Source organism: Eubacterium sp. An11, assembly GCF_002161065.1.
Lineage (GTDB): Bacteria > Bacillota > Clostridia > Lachnospirales > Lachnospiraceae > Anaerobutyricum > Anaerobutyricum faecale.
The window spans coordinates 98543-118442 of record NZ_NFLV01000003.1; the positions used below are offsets into that span (position 1 = coordinate 98543).

Annotated in this window: 16 protein-coding genes; 1 reads left to right on the plus strand and 15 read right to left on the minus strand. The window is 49.0% G+C overall.

All coding sequences use genetic code 11. The features are described from left to right. Positions 1-61: 61 nt before the first annotated feature. From B5E53_RS03800 to B5E53_RS03860, 13 genes are all read right to left on the minus strand, one after another. On the minus strand, positions 62-601 hold the full coding sequence (locus B5E53_RS03800) for a hypothetical protein (protein WP_087312718.1): 540 nt from the start codon (positions 599-601) through the stop codon (positions 62-64). Continuing rightward, positions 598-1413, minus strand: a complete 816-nt coding sequence (locus B5E53_RS03805; RefSeq protein ID WP_087312719.1) for a helix-turn-helix transcriptional regulator — start codon at positions 1411-1413, stop codon at positions 598-600. Before B5E53_RS03805 ends, B5E53_RS03800 begins: the two co-directional genes overlap by 4 nt. Before the next feature lie 147 nt (positions 1414-1560). After that, positions 1561-3120 carry a carboxylesterase family protein gene (locus B5E53_RS03810; protein WP_087312720.1) on the minus strand — a complete coding sequence of 520 codons (1560 nt, stop codon included), beginning with the start codon at positions 3118-3120 and terminating at the stop codon, positions 1561-1563. 203 nt (positions 3121-3323) lie between these two features. Further along, entirely contained in the window at positions 3324-3680 is a 357-nt protein-coding gene (locus B5E53_RS03815; protein ID WP_087312721.1) for a hypothetical protein, read from the minus strand. Between the two features lie 192 nt (positions 3681-3872). Beyond that, positions 3873-4217, minus strand: coding sequence for a hypothetical protein (locus B5E53_RS03820; RefSeq protein WP_087312722.1), 345 nt, complete (start codon positions 4215-4217; stop codon positions 3873-3875). Between the two features lie 75 nt (positions 4218-4292). After that, a complete protein-coding gene (locus B5E53_RS03825; RefSeq protein ID WP_087312723.1) occupies positions 4293-5657 on the minus strand; it encodes a PFL family protein in 1365 nt (454 codons plus the stop codon). A 15-nt stretch (positions 5658-5672) separates the two neighbouring features. Next, the gene (locus tag B5E53_RS03830) at positions 5673-5945 is read right to left on the minus strand and encodes an ACT domain-containing protein (protein WP_087279757.1); all 273 of its coding nucleotides are present in this window, start codon (positions 5943-5945) and stop codon (positions 5673-5675) included. A gap of 68 nt (positions 5946-6013) precedes the next feature. Next, complete coding sequence (locus B5E53_RS03835) at positions 6014-6805, minus strand: MBL fold metallo-hydrolase (protein ID WP_087312724.1); 792 nt, start codon at positions 6803-6805, stop codon at positions 6014-6016. Between the two features lie 88 nt (positions 6806-6893). Next, on the minus strand, positions 6894-7517 hold the full coding sequence (gene coaE / locus B5E53_RS03840; RefSeq protein ID WP_087312725.1) for a dephospho-CoA kinase: 624 nt from the start codon (positions 7515-7517) through the stop codon (positions 6894-6896). After that, on the minus strand, positions 7504-10155 hold the full coding sequence (polA, locus tag B5E53_RS03845; RefSeq protein ID WP_087312726.1) for a DNA polymerase I: 2652 nt from the start codon (positions 10153-10155) through the stop codon (positions 7504-7506). The genes coaE and polA overlap by 14 nt, the downstream gene beginning before the upstream one ends. A 30-nt stretch (positions 10156-10185) precedes the next feature. Continuing rightward, on the minus strand, positions 10186-10530 hold the full coding sequence (locus B5E53_RS03850; RefSeq protein WP_162611775.1) for a zf-HC2 domain-containing protein: 345 nt from the start codon (positions 10528-10530) through the stop codon (positions 10186-10188). Further along, positions 10527-11903 (minus strand): aminopeptidase, encoded by a 1377-nt coding sequence (locus B5E53_RS03855; protein WP_087312834.1) that lies wholly within the window; start codon positions 11901-11903, stop codon positions 10527-10529. The genes B5E53_RS03850 and B5E53_RS03855 overlap by 4 nt, the downstream gene beginning before the upstream one ends. Before the next feature lie 278 nt (positions 11904-12181). Next, positions 12182-15745: a pyruvate carboxylase gene (locus B5E53_RS03860; RefSeq protein ID WP_343215591.1), complete on the minus strand. Its 3564-nt coding sequence runs from the start codon at positions 15743-15745 to the stop codon at positions 12182-12184. A gap of 420 nt (positions 15746-16165) precedes the next feature. Here B5E53_RS03860 and B5E53_RS03865 point away from each other — a divergent pair, with 420 nt between their 5' ends. Further along, positions 16166-16873, plus strand: coding sequence for a flavodoxin family protein (locus tag B5E53_RS03865; RefSeq protein ID WP_087312729.1), 708 nt, complete (start codon positions 16166-16168; stop codon positions 16871-16873). 27 nt (positions 16874-16900) lie between these two features. Here the strand turns inward: B5E53_RS03865 and B5E53_RS03870 are convergent, their stop codons facing one another. Next, positions 16901-18589 carry an acyl-CoA dehydratase activase gene (locus B5E53_RS03870; protein ID WP_087312730.1) on the minus strand — a complete coding sequence of 563 codons (1689 nt, stop codon included), beginning with the start codon at positions 18587-18589 and terminating at the stop codon, positions 16901-16903. Beyond that, positions 18583-19875 carry a 2-hydroxyacyl-CoA dehydratase family protein gene (locus B5E53_RS03875; RefSeq protein ID WP_087312731.1) on the minus strand — a complete coding sequence of 431 codons (1293 nt, stop codon included), beginning with the start codon at positions 19873-19875 and terminating at the stop codon, positions 18583-18585. Before B5E53_RS03875 ends, B5E53_RS03870 begins: the two co-directional genes overlap by 7 nt. Positions 19876-19900: the final 25 nt, after the last annotated feature.

Consider the following 19900-nt stretch of genomic DNA (forward strand, 5'->3'; position numbering starts at 1 on the left):
CAAGCATGGCTGCTTCCCCGTTACAAGAAACATTCTGTCTGACTGCCCATTCTCCTGTTCATTATTCAAAAAAGCCCGATAGATAATCTGCCGTCTCCTGCGGCACTTCCAGATTCACCGACAGATCCAGCACCGAATCCATCTGCACTGTCACACAGGAACTTTCCTTATAAACAGTCATTTCTGACGCTTTCACATACTTCCGGTCCTCTGGTTTCTGTCCTGCTTTCAAAGTCTCCTGAACATAAAATATAAACTTTCCATTCGGAACCGCATCTTCCGGCAGACTGCATGGTTTCCATCCGGTTATGTTGTCGGTGAGTTTATCCGCAAACTTCCGCACCTCATCTTTATCAGTGATGACAACCTCATTTTCTGTATCTTCTGACACAGCGCCTGACTCATCCTTGATCGGCACCACCACGATCTTCTGGGCTTTGGCGATTTCATTCACATTATCTGAAAATTCCCCGCTTTGAAAAATATCCTGTTTTTCCGTTGTTGTCTCCGGTGCATTGACGCGGCTGTGGCAGCCGCCGAGGCAGACCAGGGCACTCATCACACAAAAAACCCCTGATATTATCGCTGTTTTCTTTTTCATTTTCTTCTCTTTCCTTTCTGATTCTGAAAATTCTCATTGAAAAGAAGAAGTCTGTACGCCCGCCGCCAGCCGGCCATGCATGCACAGCAAAATACGCCGGCTCCTGCGAGGATCATTCCCATTCCCATGATCATCATATCCAGAGTCTCCTGCTCCGCCGGGATGATAACAGGACAGATCAAAAGCCCCACCGCGATGAAAACGATACCGGCCAGATTCCAGAAAGTATGCCTGCCTTTTCCTCTCTCATACTCTTTCCGGACTTTCTCCTCCGCTTCCCGTTCGAGAGCCAGAGGAGTCTTCCAGAAGTTCCAAAAGGGATCATCCATAAACCGGACAGAAAACAGCACGACCATCCCTGCGATGAAACAGATCAGGAACAATACAATGCCGGCATCGGCATCCAAAAAAGAAAATGCCAGACTGCCTATCAGCAATCCTGCGGCCGCCGCCGTTCGTTCCGTCTTTTTCTTCTGCAGATTCAGAAAACTTTCTGCAGATGCCAGATCAACAATCATCTGGTCTTTCCTCACCACTTCCGGATTCGGCACTGCGTCTGCTATTTCTGTTTTATCTGTCTCCGCTGCTATCGCATCGCCGTCGTCGGTCATCTTTCTCTTTTCCTGCAGCAGCTCGTCAAGTGTCACATCAAAGAGCTGTCCCATACGTATGAGTTTTTCTGTCTCCGGATAACTTTCATTTCTCTCCCATTTGCTCACTGCCTGTCGGGAGACATGCAGCCGTCCGGCCAGCTCCTCTTGGGAAAGCCCTGCCTCCTTTCGAAGTCTCTGTAATTTCTCACCAAATGTCATGGCTTCTCCTTTCCCTTACAACATACTGTTTTCTGCCATTTTTGGCCACCACCTTGCGGTTGCATCTTTGCTACCTGGGGTTGCACCCGCATTTTTCCTGGTTTATTTCCATTTTCAGGCCCTGACCGGTCACTCTTTTTTCCTGCTCTAATGCTGCACATTATCCGCTTTCAGCCGCGAAGCTCCATCAAAATACTGTTCATGGAGAGCGATCAAAGCATGGTCATAATTCACTCTCACTTCACATTTCTTGTCGAAGATCATGACCTGCTCTTTTCCTGGTTCGCAGACCGGCCATGCAGGGCATCCTGTTTCCGGTGCTTCTTTGTCATCTGTAAACGCCGGTGCTCCGGTGCGGGCAAACTGCGCCCAGGCAGAACTCATCTGTCTTTCCAGCACCTTTGTCTCCGGAGAATCATTGCAGACCGGAACTTTTTCTATATTTCGGAACACAAACGGAAGTTCCGAACAATGCCATGCCGGTTTTCCTCCGTCCAGAGCAAAATTGTAGGTGAACATATAAGAATACGTCTTACTCTCCGGCGATTTGCTCCGTTCTTTGATCAAAGCGATCTCTGTGGAACGGATGAAGTTATCCAGAGACAACAGATCGAGGATATGCTTGTCCGGATATGTTTCTTTAAAAAGTTCCGCCAGCGCCTCCGCTCCGTCGCCAAGCTGTGCCCGGAGCATCTGCTTTACATCTTCGTCGGAATACTTTTCTTTTCCGTTGATACCGTGATCAAAATCAAATTCACCAAACACACTTCCCACGATCAGTGGAATCTCCTTTGCTCTGTCACAGAAGCCATTTTTCAGAGGATTTCCCAGATAATAGTCATTCTGCACCGGGCAGCGGGTCACCACATATCCTTCTGCGGCAAGTTCCGCCTCTATACCGGTGTATACTTCCACCAGACGCCGGTACGGCATATTTTCCAGAGTTTCTCTGTCCGCCAGACCTCTTTCTTTTAACTTCTCCGTAAAAGCGTGGTTCACTGCCTTATCCTGGTCGAACATGTTCCCGATCACGCCGCTCTGCACGATTCCTTTATGAAATAAGGTATTGGCTTCCGGCGTCTGCATCAGCGTCAGCACCTTCATTCCTCCGCCGGACTGTCCAAATAAAGTAACGTTATCCGGATCACCGCCGAAAGCAGCGATATTATCCCGAATCCAGCGAAGCGCCGCTGTCAGATCTGCGTTGCCCAGATTGCCGGTGTTCCAGTAGCTTTCGTCAATCTCTGACAGATCCCAGTAACCAAGAATGTTCAGACGATGATTGACCGAAACCACCACCACATCTTCATGGATACAAAGATTCCTTCCCTCATAGGCCACCTGCTCGATGGAAGATCCGTCATCAAAGGCTCCTCCGTGAATCCATACCATCACCGGTCTTCGTGCGTCCTTCTCCATAGACGGAGACCAGATATTCAGATACTGGCAGTCTTCCCGGGATGGCCAGTACTGATGCGGTACCATAATTTCATTATTTGCCACCGGTTTTTTCATGATTTCCGCCACATAACCATAAGAAAGAGCGTCTTTGACGCCCTCCCACGCTTCCGGCTCCACAGGCATCTGAAATCGTTTCGCGTCGGCATACTTGATTCCCTGGAACATAAAACAGCCATCCAGATAATACCCTCTCAGCCTTCCATACTTTGTATCTGCCACCGGATAATCTTCTCTGCAAATAAACATTTCTCTTCTCTCCTCTGTTTCTTTTCTTAATGGTTTTATTATACGTAGATGATTTTCTTCTGTCAAATACAGACAAAGGGTTCCTTTTTTGTTCCGGACAAAAAAAGAACCGCCGCAAAGACATCCGGACCGGGGCGTACTGTATACCGGTTCCGGTACACCACAGCCGTGCGGACAGATCTCTTTGCGGCAGTTCTTCTGTTTCAGTTCTGTTCCCCTGCATGTTCACGTTTAGCTTCCTGCAGTTCTCTCCTCCGATCCTGCAGCATGGCGTCCAGTTCTTCCAGCACTTCCTGCGAAGGCTCTTCCATACAGCCCGGATACACTTCATATTCAAATCCGAACCAGTTTCCAATGCCGGAAAAAAGAGCGCCGGCAATGAGAAAAATAATTGTGAGCACCTGCGCGACTGTCTTACCAAAATGAAGAAAAGCAATCACATGGGGCGCAAATAGGAACATCAAAATAAATAAAAAATAGGACAGAAATGATAACGTAATATAAAAATCCGGATTTTTCCATCTGCCTGTTTTATTCTGTTTTTTTAACGTAGAGTGCATCCATATACCTCCTGGAGTATGTGTATTATCGTTGGTAAAATAGCGGTCAGGGATAGAATAAAAATATTAAAATAATTAAAAAATCACAAATTAATTAATATCTATTATTAGTATTTTATATCCTTTTGCGATTTATAGCAACCCATTCTTCAAAAATATTTATATTTTATTTTATAAAAAAATGTATTTTCTCTAATTTACCAAATTTTTTAAAGACAAAACCGTATGTTCCATGTACGACCTCCAATTTTCCGCACTGACATTTTGCTCCATCGCCTGATAGACCTCTGTTTTTTCTTCCTCGGTAAAATAATTTTTCTCTGCGTAAATAAAAAACAAAAGCAGTACCAGACATAAAGCCAGACGCACACGGAAAAAAATGCCATAGGGAAGGTACTCTTCCTCCTCGCCGGCGTATCTGCCGCCCTGATAGGACAGCGTATCCCTTCCCCGGTTTATGGATGACCGGTTTTGCCGTTCCCCATACCTTTGCCGGTTCATGCTCTTTTTTCGAAGATTATACTCTCTCTGGGTCATAGAAAATTCCTTTTTTTACACTCTATGAAAAAAAAGAAAAAAATATGTGCCAGGCATTCTGCCTGACACATCACTCTAATTTTTAAAACTGTGGATCGGAGCCGGAATCCTTCCTCCGCGGTTGATAAACGCCTCGCAGCTGAAGGCATTCACCGGCATGATCGGTGCGTAGCCGAGAAGGCCGCCGAATTCTACCGTATCACCGACAGTTTTTCCAATGACCGGAATAACACGGACCGCCGTTGTCTTCTGATTCACCATACCGAGGGCCATCTCATCAGCAATGATACCGGAGATGGTCGCCGCACTAGTATCGCCCGGAATGGCGATCATGTCAAGTCCCACGGAGCAGACACAGGTCATCGCCTCCAGCTTCTCCAGGGTAAGCGCTCCCGCTTCCACAGCATCGATCATCCGCTGATCTTCGCTGACCGGAATAAAGGCGCCGCTCAATCCTCCCACATAGGAAGACGCCATGACACCACCCTTTTTTACCTGATCATTGAGCATCGCCAGAGCCGCTGTGGTGCCCGGTGCTCCCGCATACTCAAGTCCCATCTCTTCCAGAATCTCGCCGACGCTGTCTCCGATAGCCGGAGTAGGGGCCAGAGAAAGGTCAATGATACCGAACGGCACATGGAGACGACGGGAAGCCTCCTTTGCCACCAGCTGTCCCACACGGGTTACCTTGAACGCTGTCTTTTTGATGGTCTCGCAGAGCACCTCAAAGTTCTCTCCGCGCACCTGCTCAATGGCTCTTTTCACCACACCAGGGCCGCTGACACCCACATTGATGATGCAGTCCGCCTCTGTCACACCATGAAAAGCGCCCGCCATAAACGGGTTATCATCCGGAGCATTGGTGAACACCACAAACTTCGCGTTACCGATTCCATCCTGATCTTTGGTGCGCTCTGCCGTCTCAAGGATAATCCCTCCGATCCGCTTCACAGCGTCCATATTGATACCGGTCTTTGTGGATCCGACATTCACGGAACTGCACACACGCTCTGTCACAGCCAGCGCTTCCGGAATAGAATCCAGAAGATATTCATCTGCTCTGGTCATTCCCTTATTGACCAGGGCAGAGTAGCCGCCGATGAAGTTCACACCCACTTCCCGCGCACAGCGGTCCAGCTCCTTCGCAATGCGGACAAAATCTTCCGGTCCCTTGCAGCAGCGTCCTCCCACCAGTGCGATCGGCGTCACGGAGATACGTTTATTGACAACCGGGATTCCGTATTCCCGCTCAATCTCATTGCCCACCTGGACAAGATTCGCCGCCTTGGAAATAATCTTTGTATGAATGTTCTCACAGACTTCCTCCACGTCATCTCCCACGCAGTCCAGCAGACTGATACCCATGGTAATGGTCCGGACGTCCAGATTCATCTCGTGGATCATTTTATTGGTCTCGATAACCTCGTTGATATTCAGCATAATATCCTCCTGTTCCTAAATCCGATGCATCATCTCAAAGATTTCCGCGTGCTGTGCCTGAATCTTCACGCCGATCTCCTCGCCAATCTGTTCCAGTTCCATGGCCATATCCGGAAATGTCTTGTGTACCTCGTCAGATTCCACAATCATCATCATATTAAAATATCCCCCGGTGATAGTCTGGTTGATATCCAGAATATTAATCTTATTATTTGCCAGATAAGTGCAAACCTTTGCGATAATTCCCACAGAATCTTTGCCAATCACAGTGATAATCGTTTTTTTCATTGTATTTCCTCCATATTATATAAACGGCGGCACTGCATCCGTCAATGCCATCATAAAAACCGTTTTTGTTACAGCACAAAGGTCGGCGCATATCTATCCGCCACCCGCATTGTGAAATTCTCTTTGTCCATATCAATATTATGAGCCAGCAGCTCGACCTTGACCGTCTCATAGGCCAGCTCACCATAATTATTCTCTTTGCTCAAATGTCCCAGAAAAATATTCCGGCAGTTCTTTCCGATCACCCTGGACAGAAACTGCCCGGCGCGCTCATTGGACAGATGCCCGGTATTCCCCATGATTCTTCTCTTCAGCGGATACGGATACGGCCCTACCATCAGCATGTTAAGATCATGGTTGGCCTCCACCAGCAGAGACTCACACCCCTGCATCTTGTCCACCAGATAATCATCATAAGTCCCGAAATCTGTGGCAATGCCCACCTTGGACTCCTCATCCTGAAAGGTATAACAGACAGGATCCGCCGCGTCATGATAGACACTGGACGCCTCCACCTTCACATTTCCCACCTTCACAGGATGATCCGGGGATACAGAGACAAACAGATCCGGATCCACCTTCCCGAGAGACCGGGTCTTCAGAATACAGTCGATGGTCTTTCCCGTGGCATACACCGGCACCGGATATTTCCGCAGGAATACGCCCAGTCCGCTGATGTGGTCCATATGCTCGTGGGTGACAAAAATCCCGTCAATATTCTCCGGTTTGATCTCCATCTCCTCCAGGCCTTCCACAATACGCTTGCGGCTGATCCCCGCATCCACCAGAAAATGGGAGTCCCGGTTGCCTATGTAAATACAATTGCCGCTGCTTCCGCTGGCAATACTTGCTAATTCCATGTTTTCTCATCCCTTTTGTTATCCGACTTTTTACAGGTGTTCATTATATAACAAAATTTATTCTGCGTAAACCTTCCTGCACAAATTCTTAAAATAATTTCTTTTCTTCAAAGATTTGTGTCAGCTGCACCCTCAGGCTGTCCACATCCTGATTATTGTCAATGACCCGGCTGCAGTGGCTGCGAAACTCCCCGTCTCTAAGCTGTTGTTTCATGATGGAGCGGCTCTTCTCCTCGCTGTAGCCGCGGCCTTCCATCAGACGATGGATTCTCGTCTCTTCCTTTACATACACATACCAGAGTTCATCGAGTATTTCCTCAAAACCGTTCTCGATCAAGAGCGCCGCCTCCACAGCGACCATGGAAACCTTTCCCTCTTCCCGGAAACGGGCGATACGGGCAAGGATTTCTTCCTTGACATTCGGGTGCGTGATCTCATTTAACCGTTTCAGACGTTCCGGATGTCCAAACACAATTTTTGACAGGGAAGGACGGTGAATCCGTCCCTCCCCGTCAAGTATCTCTGTGCCAAATTCAGCCACAATCTGCCGATAGCTGACGGCGCCCGGCTCCATCAGATCGTGGGCCACCAGGTCCGCCAGAATGACAGCCGCGCCAAACTCTTTCTCCAGAAGATCCATGACGACACTCTTTCCGGAACCTACGCCGCCGGTGATGCCGATGGCGGGAATATATTTTTTATTTTGCTTCATACCATGTTTTTCCTTTTTCGATATCTACCAGGAGCGGCACACTCAAATCCGCAGCTCCCATCATCTCTTCTTTCAGAATGTTGTACACTTCCCCGATCTCTTCTTCTTTTGTCTCCACGAGCAGCTCATCGTGAATCTGCAGAATCAGACGGGAGGAAAGATTCTCTTCCCTCAGCCGGCGGCTTACGCGGATCATGGCAATTTTGATGATATCCGCCGCCGTTCCTTGGATGGAAGAATTCATGGCGGCCCTCTCCCCGAAACTTCTCTGCATGAAGTTACTGGACGAAAGTTCCGGAATCGGACGGATTCTTCCGTATAACGTCTTCACATATCCATGTTCTTTCGCGAAAGCGACATTGCCGTCCAGATAGGTTTTGATACCCGGATAGGTGGCAAAATACCGCTCGATATACTCGTTGGCTTCCTTCCGTGAGATATTGAGGTCCTGGCTGAGTCCGAAGGCGCTGATCCCATAGACGATTCCGAAATTTACCGCCTTGGCGCTTCTGCGAAGAAGCGGCGTCACTTCCTCCACCGGCACCCCGAATACCTGGGAAGCGGTGGCGGTGTGAATATCCGCATTGTGCCGGTAGGCGTCAATGAGATTCTTATCATCCGCCATGTGGGCCAGCACTCGCAGTTCAATCTGCGAATAATCGGCACTGACAAACACATATCCCGGTTCCGGCACAAACACTTTCCGGATGGCCCGTCCCAGCGGCATCCGGATCGGAATATTCTGAAGATTCGGATCGGAACTGGACAACCGTCCGGTGGCGGTCACCTTCTGGTGAAAAACGCTGTGAATCTTCCCGTCTTCTCCGATAAAGGCAGCTAGTCCGTCCGCATAAGTCGATTTCAGCTTTGTCAACTGCCGGTACTCGAGAATATCTGACACAATGGGATAATCCGGCGCCAGTTTCTCCAGGATGTCCGCGCTGGTGGAATATCCCGTCTTTGTCTTCTTGGCAAAAGGCATCTTCAAATCTTCAAACAAAACCACCCCCAGCTGCTTTGGAGAATTGATATTAAAATCTTTTCCCGCCTGGGTATGGATGGATTCCTCCAGCTCCTCAATGCGCCCGGTCAGCTGTTCGCCATATTCTTTCAGAGCATCCTTCTCCACTGAAATCCCGTATTTTTCCATGTCATAGAGGGTCGCTGTGGTAGGCCGCTCAATCTGCAGATAGAGCTCCTCCATGTCATGTTCCTTCAGTTTTTCTTTAAGAATCGGGCAGGACTTCCGCGGGACGTAGGAAAGAAGCCCGGCCATATTCACTGCTTTTTCATTTTCAGCAGAAAATACCTCTGACAATTCCTGTTTTCCGCACACTTCTTTTCTGGACGGCACCACCAGATCCAGATAATCTCTGGCAATATCGTCATAGTCATACGCTGACTGCAGCGGATTGAGCAGATAGGCGAGAATACCTACGTCCTCAATCTGCTTCTCATACTCCCGCAGACGCTCATCAAAATGCAGCAGCGCCTTATAGTCAAGCACATACAAAGACATGCCGGCAGCCAGGAGAGCAAGCACTGAATCTTTCAGCTGATCTTCCGTCAGCAGCCCTCCCGTCAGAAGAAGGGCCGTTTTATCGTTCCAGCTTAAGGAGATGCCCCGGCAGTCTCCAGCGCTTCCGATGACACCATATCCGGCGGCTTCTCCTTCTTTTCCCGCTGCGCGCACCGCATCAAAAATGGCATCCGCCTCCGCCAGATCGCTGGTCACCGTAATCTGCAGTTCATTTTTTTCTTTCTGATCTTCCTCAAAATATTTAAACAGGCTCTTTAATTCCAGCTTTTTGAAAAGATGATAGGCATCTTTTGTAAAAATGTCGCCGACCACCGCATCCTGGAACTGATAATCCAGGGAGCAGTCCGTCTTGATGGTGGCCAGATCTTTGCTCAAAAGAGCCTGATCATAATATTCTCTCAAATTATTTTTGGCTTTGGCCGGCTTAATCTCTTCCAGATGATCGTGGGCATTCTCAATGGAATGATAATTCTGTATCAGCTTTGCCGCTGTTTTTTCTCCGATGCCCGGAACACCCGGGATATTATCGGAAGCGTCTCCCATAAGTCCTTTCATATCAATGAACTCTGTGGGCGTCACACCGTAAAGCTTTTCCACATCGGCTGCGAAATAGTCTTCTGTCACCGTGCCGCCGGCCCTGGTCTTCGGAATCTTGATCTTGGTATGTTCCGTCGCCAGCTGTAAAAGATCCCGATCGCCGGATACAATGACGACGGAAAAATCTTCCTTTTCCGCTTCCCGCCCGATGGTTCCAAGAATATCGTCCGCCTCGATGCCTGCCTGTGTCACCACCGGAATGCCCATGGAAGAAAGCACCTCTTTCATGAGAGGAACCTGTTCCCTCAATTCTTCAGGCATCGGTTTTCTTGTTTCCTTATATTCTTTATATTTCAGATGCCGAAATGTCGGCTCCTTTCTGTCAAAAGCCGCCAGAAGATGAGTCGGCCTCTCCTCCTCCATATATCGGAGCATAATATTCAAAAAACCGAGCACCGCATTGGTATGTTTTCCTTCTGCGTTGGTCAGTACCGGCAGACCGTAGTAAGCGCGGTTCAGCAGGCTGTGCCCGTCCAGAAGCATGATTTTATTTTCCGCCATGATGCTGTGTCCTTTCTTCTACTTAAAAATCTATACAATAAACGCAAGTACTTTGCCCAGAATCCACAAGAACAACGAAATGAGGAAGGCAGCAAGGATGACCCGGATCGAACGGCTTCTCTCCTCCTCCCTGACAGCCTCCTTATATCGCATATCCATGTCTTCTTTCAGTTTTTTTCTGAAATCCACCGACAAAATCTCTCCATCATCCAGCTGCTGCAGACCAACCATCACAATATAATTAATCTCCAGTTCATCCTGGCAGTTGGGGCAGGAATAAATATGCTCAATAAATTCCTTCGTCTGCTCATTGCTCAGATTGTGGTTGATATAGTTCATGATATTTGACTGTGCTTCCTGACAATTCATTCTCATGCCTCTTTCAGAAATGCTGCATAACCTTTCTTCGCCTCATATAAGTCTGCCTTGCTGATGATCTCACAAGGAGAATGCATGCTGAGAACCGCCACGCCGCTGTCCACCACTTCCATGCCGTAGAGGGCAGCGATATACGCGATGGTTCCGCCTCCGCCATAGTCAACCTTACCCAGTTCCGCTGTCTGGAATGCTACCTTATTGTTATCAAAAATCCTGCGAAGCTGTGCCAGATATTCTGCGTTGGCGTCATTGGAGCCGGATTTACCTCTGGAACCGGTATATTTATTCAAAACCAGACCCTTTCCGAAGTAAGCGCTGTTTCTTTTCTCAAAGGCTTCGCTGTAGGCCGGATCATAGGCGGCGCTCACATCGGAAGAAAGCATCTTTGACCGTGCCATGGTGCGGCGCACAGCCAGATTGGAATCCATGCCTGCGAGGGCCAGAAGTTCTGCCACTGCATTTTCAAAAAACATGGACTGCATACCAGTGGCGCCTACACTGCCGATTTCTTCTTTATCCACAAGGATACAGCAGGATGTCCGCTCCGGAGCCTCTGTCTCTATCATAGCCTGGAAAGACGGAAAAGCGCAGACACGGTCATCATGGCCGTATCCGGCAATCATACTCCTGTCAAGACCGCAGTCTCTGGCCGGTCCTGCCGGAACCACTTCAATCTCTGCAGAAAGGAAATCATCCTCTTCCATGTCATATTTCTCTTTGAGAAGACGCAGTACATTGGCTTTCACCGCATCTTTTTCTTCTCCCTCCAGCGGACGACTTCCCACCAGGATATCCAGATTCTCACCGGCTACCACCTCGCTGCCTTTTTTCGCCAGCTGTTTCGATGCCAGGTGTACCAGAAGATCCGTCACATAGACGATCGGGTCTTCCGGGTCTTCCCCGATATTGACTTCCATCACTGAACCGTCTTTTTTGGCGATGACGCCGTGGAGAGCCAGGGGAATCGTCACCCACTGATACTTCTTGATACCACCGTAATAATGGGTATCCAGAAAGGCCAGTTCCGTATCCTCATATAACGGCACCTGTTTCAGATCAAGCCGCGGGGAATCAATATGAGCGCAGAGAATATTCATTCCGTCTGTGAGCGGCTTCCTGCCCACCTGGAACAAAGCGATAGTCTTACCCATGCCCACGGCGTACACTTTATCCCCTGCCTTGACGGATACTCCTTCTGCAACAAGATCCTCCAGGGAACGGTATCCGGCCTTTTCGGCCTCCTCTTTAAAAAATGTTGTACATTCTCTTTCCGTCTTGCATCTGCTCAGAAAATCTTTATATTCGCCGGAGAGTTTTTCCAGCGCTTCCATATCCTTTTCATCATATGTTAACCATGCATTTTCTTTCATCGGTTCTTCCTCCTGTCTTTCTTCTATATTATATAATTTGAATTCCATTATGATAATATTATGAATCCCACGGCTGAAAGGATACATCCGTTCCAACGGATCTCATCCCGGTGTCCTGCCGTCCCCATCCTGGCGACAAGCCAAAAAAAGCCGCCGTCCGCTTTTTCCATTCCCCATCATACCACAAGCAGGTAATTCCGTCAAAACAGAGTAAGCGGCGGCGGCAAAATCCACGGCAGCATTCTCCCTTCCGGATGATTATGTACAAAATCCGGCTTCTATTCTTTTTTCTCAATTTCACCATCTATGGAAACGGTCTTAAAATCATCTTCATAGAGGGAGGCCAGATCCATTTCCGGAAGTTCCGGATGAGTGACATTTTTCATCTCTTCCTCATCAAGAATGAAAGATACCAGCAGCGCATCCTGGTTGACCTCATCGCCCTCGGAAACATAGATCTTATCCACAACGCCGGAAACCCGGGAAGTGACCGTCGTCTCCATCTTCATGGCTTCGATGGTCATGAGCGGCATATTCTTCTTCACCACATCGCCCTCCTTAATCTTGATATCACTGATGATACCAGGCATAGAGGCCCCCAGATGTCCCGGATTTCTCGGATCCATTTTCAGACGGCGGTCTGCCTTCACCTCAAAATTCTTATCAAGAACACGGGTCTCCCGGTAGAATCCATTCACCTCAAACTGAAGCGTCCGGTATCCTTTTTCGTCCGGTTCTGACATCTGTACAAATTTGATGAGGATATCATTGCCCTCCTCAATCTGGATGACTGTCTCCTCCCCGGGACGCAACCCGTAAAAATATACATGGCTTTCCAGTTTGGACACATCATTGTAGGCCTGGAAATGCTCGCAGTAATCCTCATAAACTCTCGGATACAGCGCATAGCTTAACACCTTCTGTTCCATGACCTCTGGTTTCTCCATGGTATCCATATAGTAATTCTCCCGGAGGAATTCCGCAATCTTATCAAAATCCACATCGGGGAGAAGCGCGCCCGGCCGCCCTTCAATCGGCGTTCTGTCTTTCAACACAATGCGCCGGAACTCTTCCGGAAAACCGCCTTCCGACTGTCCGAGCAGTCCCTCAAAGTATTCCACCACGGAATCCGGATAGGACAGTTCTCTTCCTTCCGTAAAAATATTCTCTTTCGTCAGATTGTTCCTCTGCATGAAAATGGCCAGATCGCCCACCACCTTGGAAGTAGGGGTCACCTTGATGATATTGCCCAGCAATTCATCGGCCTCTTTATATAATCTGCGTATCTCCTTAAAATTATTGACTACGCCCATTTCTTTTAACTGGGCCGTAAAGTTGGAATATTGTCCTCCCGGCATGCCATACTGATAAATGGCCGTATCCGGCGCGTCGATGCCGCTCTCGAAAACCTTATATACTTTCCGCTCATGGGCATAATATTCATCCAGCACCAGAAGTCCCTCCGGATCAATCTGGGTATCTCTCTCCGTTCCCCGCAGCGCTTCCACCAGAGAGTTCATGGACGGCTGGCTGGTCAGGGAACTCATGGAACCGATGGCGCAGTCCACGATATCCACGCCGGCCTCGGCAGCCATCAGGTAGGTTCCGATCCCATTACCGGCGGTATCATGCGTGTGCAGATGAATCGGCACATGCACTTCTTTCTTCAGAGCCTCCACCAGCTTCTTCGCCGCGTAAGGCTTTAACAGGGAAGACATGTCCTTGATGGCAATGCAGTGGCAGCCCATGGCTTCCAGTTCCGCCGCCTTCCTGCAATAATAATCAAGGGTGTAAGTGGTCTCTTTCGGATCCATCATATCGCTGGCGTAGCAGATGGCTCCCTCCACAATTTTCCCGGTCTTTAATGCCTCTTCCACCGGCAGCTTCATATTTTCCATCCAGTTCATACTGTCAAAAATCCTGTAGACATCCACGCCATGGTCGCTGGATACCTTGATAAACTTCTTGATCACATTGTCCGGATATGTGCTGTATCCCACCACATTGGAGGCCCGGAGGAGCATCTGGATCAAAACGTTCGGCATCCGTTCTCTCAGAATATCCAGCCGCTTCCACGGGGATTCTTTCAGAAAACGATATGCCGTATCGTAGGTGGCGCCGCCCCAGGCTTCAATGGAAAATGCGTCCTTCAAGTACAGGTTGGTGGCTCTTGCCGCTCCCGCCACTTCCTTGGTCCGCATACGGGTCGCCAGCAGAGACTGCTGGCCATCCCGCATGGTGGTATCCGTCACATACAGCTTCTTACTCCGGTACACCTTCTGGGTGAACTCTTTCGCGCCCAGCCGCAAAAATTCGTCCCGGGTTCCCCGGATCTCTTTTTCCGTGTCGATGACCGGCACCTTTCTGTCCTCAAGATCCGGCTTCGGTCCCGGATTCACATTGACCATCTTATTGGCCAGAAACTCCAGAATCTTGGTAGTCCGGTCCAGTTTGTTATGCATCTCAATGAGCTCCGGCGTCTCGCTGATAAAGGTCGTATAACATTTTCCTTTCTGAAACACCTCATGATTTAAGACGTTGATCAAAAAGGTCATATTCGTCTGTATCCCGTGGATCCGGAACTCTTTCAGAGCGCGGACCGATTTGCGGATAGCACCCGCAAACGTCCGGTCGTGTGACACCAGTTTCACAAGAAGACTGTCATAATGAGCGGTGATCACGGCTCCGGTGTAGGCGATGCCCCCGTCCAGCCGGATGCCGTTTCCCGCACTGGAACGGTACAGATCAATCTTGCCGTGATCCGGCAGAAAGTGATTGGATGGATCCTCCGTGGTGATTCGCACCTGGATGGAATATCCGATGCTTTTCACTTCATTCTGCGAATAAATGTGGATATTCGGACTGTTTAACGGATATCCCTCCGCCACCAGAATCTGGCAGATGACGATGTCGATGCCTGTGATCATCTCCGTTACCGTATGTTCCACCTGAATCCGCGGATTCATCTCAATGAAATATGGATTCTCCTCCTCATCTACAAGAAATTCCATGGTTCCGGCGTTGGTATATCCCACTCTTCTGGCCAGACGTTTGGCGCTGTCCAGAATTTTCTTTCGGATCTCATCAGAAATGGTCCAGGCCGGCGCAAATTCAATGACCTTCTGATTATTTTTCTGCACGGAACAGTCCCGGTCATATAAATGTACGATATTCCCGTAATTGTCTCCTAAAATCTGTACTTCGATATGTTTCGGCCGGATCAGATACTTCTCCAAAAACAGTTTGGATTCCCCAAAAGCCCGTTTTGACTCATTTTCCGACTTGGCGAAGGCTTCCTCCATATCTTCTTTCCGCTCCACAATACGCATTCCGCGGCCGCCGCCGCCGTTGGATGCTTTTAACATCACCGGATACCCGATGCGGTCTGCCTCAGCCATGGCCGCCCCGGCGTCCGGTAAAATGAAGTCGCTGCCGCTGATGATCGGCACATTACTGTCGTGAGCCGCCTGTTTGGCTGAAAGTTTATCCCCCATAATATTCATAGCTTCCACTGTCGGCCCGATAAAGACAATATCATTTTTCCGGCAGGCTTCCGCAAAAGCCGGATACTCTGACAAGAAACCGTATCCCGGATGGATGGCATCCGCCTTTTTCTCCTTGGCGATACGGATGATCGTCGGAATATCCAGATAAGCGTCCACCGGCCCCTTGTCCGGATCCAGCGGATACGCCTCATCCGCCTTGGAGCGAAACAGCGCGTACCGGTCTTCTTTGGAATACACGGCGATGGAGCCGATTCCCAGCTCCTCCAAAGCCCGGAAAATACGTATCGCGATCTCCCCGCGGTTCGCCACCAGGACTTTTTTAAACTTATGTACCATTACATGCATATACTGCTATCCTCCCTCACGTTGTCCTTCTCATTTTTTCCAATATTTTATGGAGATCTTCTCATATATCTCTGTATCCTGCGCATGATCTCATGACTGCATCCGCCGCCCGAAGACTCTGATCTCCTTTTTTATTTTGAAGGCGCCCGGATCTCATCCTTCATCATGACAAAAAAATATCCCCTGTGATTTTCTAGTATATATAAATTTACACAGAAAAACAAGGCACATTCATATTTTTTTCATATACATTTCCATCATTTCATGATATAATTTCTCATAAATAGTGAATTTACAGACATTTTAGCATATTTTTACCTGTGATTGTTCTCCGGATCCGCAGAAGGGCTTCTATGTTTTTCTGTTTTTCGTGATTGGAAAGAACGTTCACATCCAGAAAGGATGACACCCATGAAAGTATTATTGATAAACGGAAGCCCACACCCGAAGGGCTGCACCTGGCGGGCACTTTTGGAAGTGGAAAAGACGTTACATATGGAAGAAATCGAGACCGAATGGCTCCACATCGGACTGGACCCGATCCGCGGCTGTATGGGCTGCGGGATGTGCCGCAAGAATAAGCTGGGCAAATGTATTTTCGGAGAGGACGCCGTCAACATAGCTATCGCCAAAATGGAACATTGCGACGGCCTGATCGTCGGCTCACCAGTTCATTACGCCGCCGCTGCGGGAGGCATCACTTCTTTTATGGACCGGATGTTTTATTCCAGCAAAGGATTTCCATACAAGCCGGGCGCCGCTGTGGCCAGCTGCCGCCGGGGAGGTTCCATCGCCGCTCTGGACCAGCTTAACAAGTATTTTACCATCAGCAACATGCCTCTGGTTCCGTCCACTTACTGGAATATTGTCTTCGGCAATACCCCGCAGGAAGTGGAGCAGGATAAGGAAGGCATGATGGTCATGCGCACCCTCGGCCGGAATATGGCGTGGATGCTCAAGTCCTTTGCCGCCGGACGTGACTCAGGTCTTGTCACTCCTCAGCCGGAGAAGAAGGTTCGGACCAACTTCATCCGGAAACTGGAATCCGACGAAAAAGACTTTGCTCCGTATTTTACTTCCTATAACAAAGTGGACAAGAGATTCCAGGAAGATGACTGATCTTTTATCGTCAAAATATCCGGAATCCTAGATCTGTTCCAGCGCGTAGAGAGCCGCTCCTACCGCCCCTACAATCTCCGGTTCCGGACAAATATAAAGTTTCCCGCCGATTTTTTCTTCCACGGCGCGGACGACACCCGGGTTTTTCGCCACTCCGCCGGTCATCATAAAGGCTGGCGTCAGACCTACCCGGCTTAAAAGACCATAGGCTTTGTTGGCAATGGCATGACAGACACCGTCCGCGATGTCTGCCTTTTCTTTATTATTGGCAATCAGAGAAATCACCTCCGATTCCGCGAACACGGAACACATGCTGGTGATTTCTATTTTTTCTGTGGACGTGAGAGCAATGGCTCCCAGATCATCAAGACTCACTTCCAGCGTGCGGGCGATCATCTCGAGAAATCGTCCCGTACCTGCCGCACATTTATCATTCATGACAAAATCCTGCACCTCTCCCTCCTGATTTAAGGAGATTGCTTTGCTGTCCTGCCCGCCGATATCCAGTATGGTGCGGATGTCCGGATTAAAATAATGGGCGCCCCGGCCGTGACAGCTGATTTCCGTCACGTTTTCGTCGGCAAAAGGAATACTCACCCGGCCATATCCTGTTGATACGATCCATGCGATCTCTTCTCTCTGAAGGGAAGCTTTTTCCAGCACATCTTTCAGTACTTTATCCGCACTCTCCCCGGATTTTGCGCCGGTGCGCACCACCGAAAACGCTCTGATCTTTTTATCACGGTCCATGATCACCGCATTGGTGGAAGTGGAACCGCTGTCAATACCCAGCACATACATATTTTCCTGTCCTCCCGTTCTTTCCTTTTTCCCGGGCTGTGACCGCAAAAGCTCTTTTCCGGCCTGCTGCGGCTGCAGAGATTCCAAAAAAGCCTCAATGCGGGTCAGCATCTGCCCGAAACTTTGTTTTGTATAGTCTGTTTCCAGTAAAAGCATCGGCCGCTGCAGCCATTCTTTCAGCCATGCATACTCATAGGCATAATTGTCACAAAACTGTACCGTATGGTAGATGATCCCGTCCGCGCTGTCACTGTAACGCCGGATCAGCTCATCCCGGTTGGACGCCTGTTCCATGCGCATACAGGGGAACTGCGCCAGCAGCCCCCGGGTATACGCCAGATACAGCTCGGATTCCTGATAAATGATCTTGCGGTCCAGGCCGGTGCAGGTGAGGTCAAAAGCCACGCCCGCTCCCCGCTCTTCCAGAATCTCCTTGATATTTTTATTGGCCCGGGCGCCCAGAATCCCGATATTGAGACGCTTCTTTTTAAAGGATAGTCTCTCCCTCTCCTGTTCCGTTTTGAGGATTTCCCGAAAACGATCCTCCCGGAACTGTCTGCCGGAATATGCCTCATAGGCCTGCATCATCGCCCGGATCCTCTTTTCATAGAGAACCGCTCCGGCTTCCTTGGTTATCCGCGGTATGTCCAGTATATAAATGAATTTCTCCGGAAATTCTTCTTTCAGCACATCATAGAGGCGGCGGATGCTGTCACAACAGGTGGTGAGGATGATTCCCTCATAATCCGCCTGCATCATCTCTTCCAGCACTCCTTTGGCAAAACTGCAGATATTGGGATGCATCTTCATATCCGCCTGATTGAAATTGGTCACATCCGGTTCCACCCGTTTCATCTCCACGCCCATGGAGACGAAAGCTTCCACCGGAGTATATTTACAGATATATCCTAACATGTCCTGTCCAGCCTCCTGTTCTGCGTACCTTCATCCAGCATCTCGAGAAACGCTTCCAGACGGGTTTTGATCTGTCCGTCATGACTGTTTCGCCTGTCAATGCCGTCTCCGTCAAGGATCAGCATGGGAATTCCCTTCTTCTGGAATGCCTCTTTCAAAATCAGACTGCCGCCGGAGGACTGTTTGCATCCCCAGTGGCAGAACTGAATCACCGCATCCGGAGACAGTTCGTCGGCGAGACGGCTGACCATCTGCGCTTTGTGATCATAGGAACCATTATAAAGATTATGGATGAGCTTCCTGGCCAGAGCGTGAAACGGCCGTCTCTCATCCAGCTCTTCCACGGAGTCCATCGCCATGTCGCTGGCAATGATCTGATACTCCGGATTTTCATTGAGATATCGCTGCAGGGTCTCCTGATAAAATGGCAGCAGATGCACCCACAGAATCTTCTTTCCCTCAAAAGGAGGATACGTTTTGATATCTTCCACCATGAACCGGACCAGATCCAGAAATTCCGGCGTGCCGATCAAAAGATGCATCCCCATCATCAGATACAGATGACTGATCAGCTCTCCCGGATAATATCTCTCGCTCTGCAGACGGAAAAAATGCATTAATTCTTTGCGGGTCTCATTCTCAATGCGAAGATTCTCTTTTAATCTTTCCTCCTCAAAGGGGATTCCGAAATGTTGTTCCAGCGCTCCGGCAAAGTCTTTCAGCTGTCCGGCCAGATAATCTACGGAATCCTCGTCATCCCCGTAAGGAACGTCCAGAAAAGAAAACGGAACTCCCTTTTTCTTCTCCAGATAGCGAAATGTGTTCAAATTGCCGTCACAGGACAAAGAGGTGGTCACCGCGTAACCAGGCACCGACACTGCGTCGCTGTCAATGGCTCCCACGAAAGTCTTATGATAAGAACACAGAGTCGGGGCGATTCCCAGATTCTGAGCATAGTCGATAAAATAATCTTCCAGATGATATCCGCTTAAATAGCAGGCCAGACATTCAATGGACAGAGTGCTCCGCCCAAAACATTGAACGATCTCGCAGGGCGAAAAAATATTTCCCCAGACATAACTGTCCGGCCGTCCCAGGGCGTCTGCCACGAAAGACATCATCATTTCCTCCAGCTTCTGGTATCCCCTGGAAAGCTTTTTATTGGGAAGAAGCTTCATCCGAAGCTTATTTGCCTTGAAGCCAAGCAGCATTTTCCCCCAGCTCTGCCCGGGATTATTTATGGTCTGTTCTTTTACGTAGTCAATGTATTTATCTGCAATCCACATGACAAATCCTTTCTTTCCAATTTAT

Bases quoted from the DNA above. Each gene is read 5' to 3' on its own strand.
- B5E53_RS03835 (WP_087312724.1), bottom strand. From the start codon at position 6,805: ATGGAATTAGCAAGTATTGCCAGCGGAAGCAGCGGCAATTGTATTTAC.
- B5E53_RS03830 (WP_087279757.1), bottom strand. From the start codon at position 5,945: ATGAAAAAAACGATTATCACTGTGATTGGCAAAGATTCTGTGGGAATT.
- coaE (WP_087312725.1), bottom strand. From the start codon at position 7,517: ATGAAGCAAAATAAAAAATATATTCCCGCCATCGGCATCACCGGCGGC.
- B5E53_RS03805 (WP_087312719.1), bottom strand. From the start codon at position 1,413: ATGACATTTGGTGAGAAATTACAGAGACTTCGAAAGGAGGCAGGGCTT.
- B5E53_RS03810 (WP_087312720.1), bottom strand. From the start codon at position 3,120: ATGTTTATTTGCAGAGAAGATTATCCGGTGGCAGATACAAAGTATGGA.
- B5E53_RS03825 (WP_087312723.1), bottom strand. From the start codon at position 5,657: ATGCTGAATATCAACGAGGTTATCGAGACCAATAAAATGATCCACGAG.
- B5E53_RS03875 (WP_087312731.1), bottom strand. From the start codon at position 19,875: ATGTGGATTGCAGATAAATACATTGACTACGTAAAAGAACAGACCATA.
- B5E53_RS03820 (WP_087312722.1), bottom strand. From the start codon at position 4,217: ATGACCCAGAGAGAGTATAATCTTCGAAAAAAGAGCATGAACCGGCAA.
- B5E53_RS03850 (WP_162611775.1), bottom strand. From the start codon at position 10,530: ATGAGAATGAATTGTCAGGAAGCACAGTCAAATATCATGAACTATATC.
- B5E53_RS03800 (WP_087312718.1), bottom strand. From the start codon at position 601: ATGAAAAAGAAAACAGCGATAATATCAGGGGTTTTTTGTGTGATGAGT.
- B5E53_RS03855 (WP_087312834.1), bottom strand. From the start codon at position 11,903: ATGAAAGAAAATGCATGGTTAACATATGATGAAAAGGATATGGAAGCG.
- B5E53_RS03860 (WP_343215591.1), bottom strand. From the start codon at position 15,745: ATGGTACATAAGTTTAAAAAAGTCCTGGTGGCGAACCGCGGGGAGATC.
- B5E53_RS03865 (WP_087312729.1), top strand. From the start codon at position 16,166: ATGAAAGTATTATTGATAAACGGAAGCCCACACCCGAAGGGCTGCACC.
- B5E53_RS03815 (WP_087312721.1), bottom strand. From the start codon at position 3,680: ATGCACTCTACGTTAAAAAAACAGAATAAAACAGGCAGATGGAAAAAT.
- polA (WP_087312726.1), bottom strand. From the start codon at position 10,155: ATGGCGGAAAATAAAATCATGCTTCTGGACGGGCACAGCCTGCTGAAC.
- B5E53_RS03870 (WP_087312730.1), bottom strand. From the start codon at position 18,589: ATGTTAGGATATATCTGTAAATATACTCCGGTGGAAGCTTTCGTCTCC.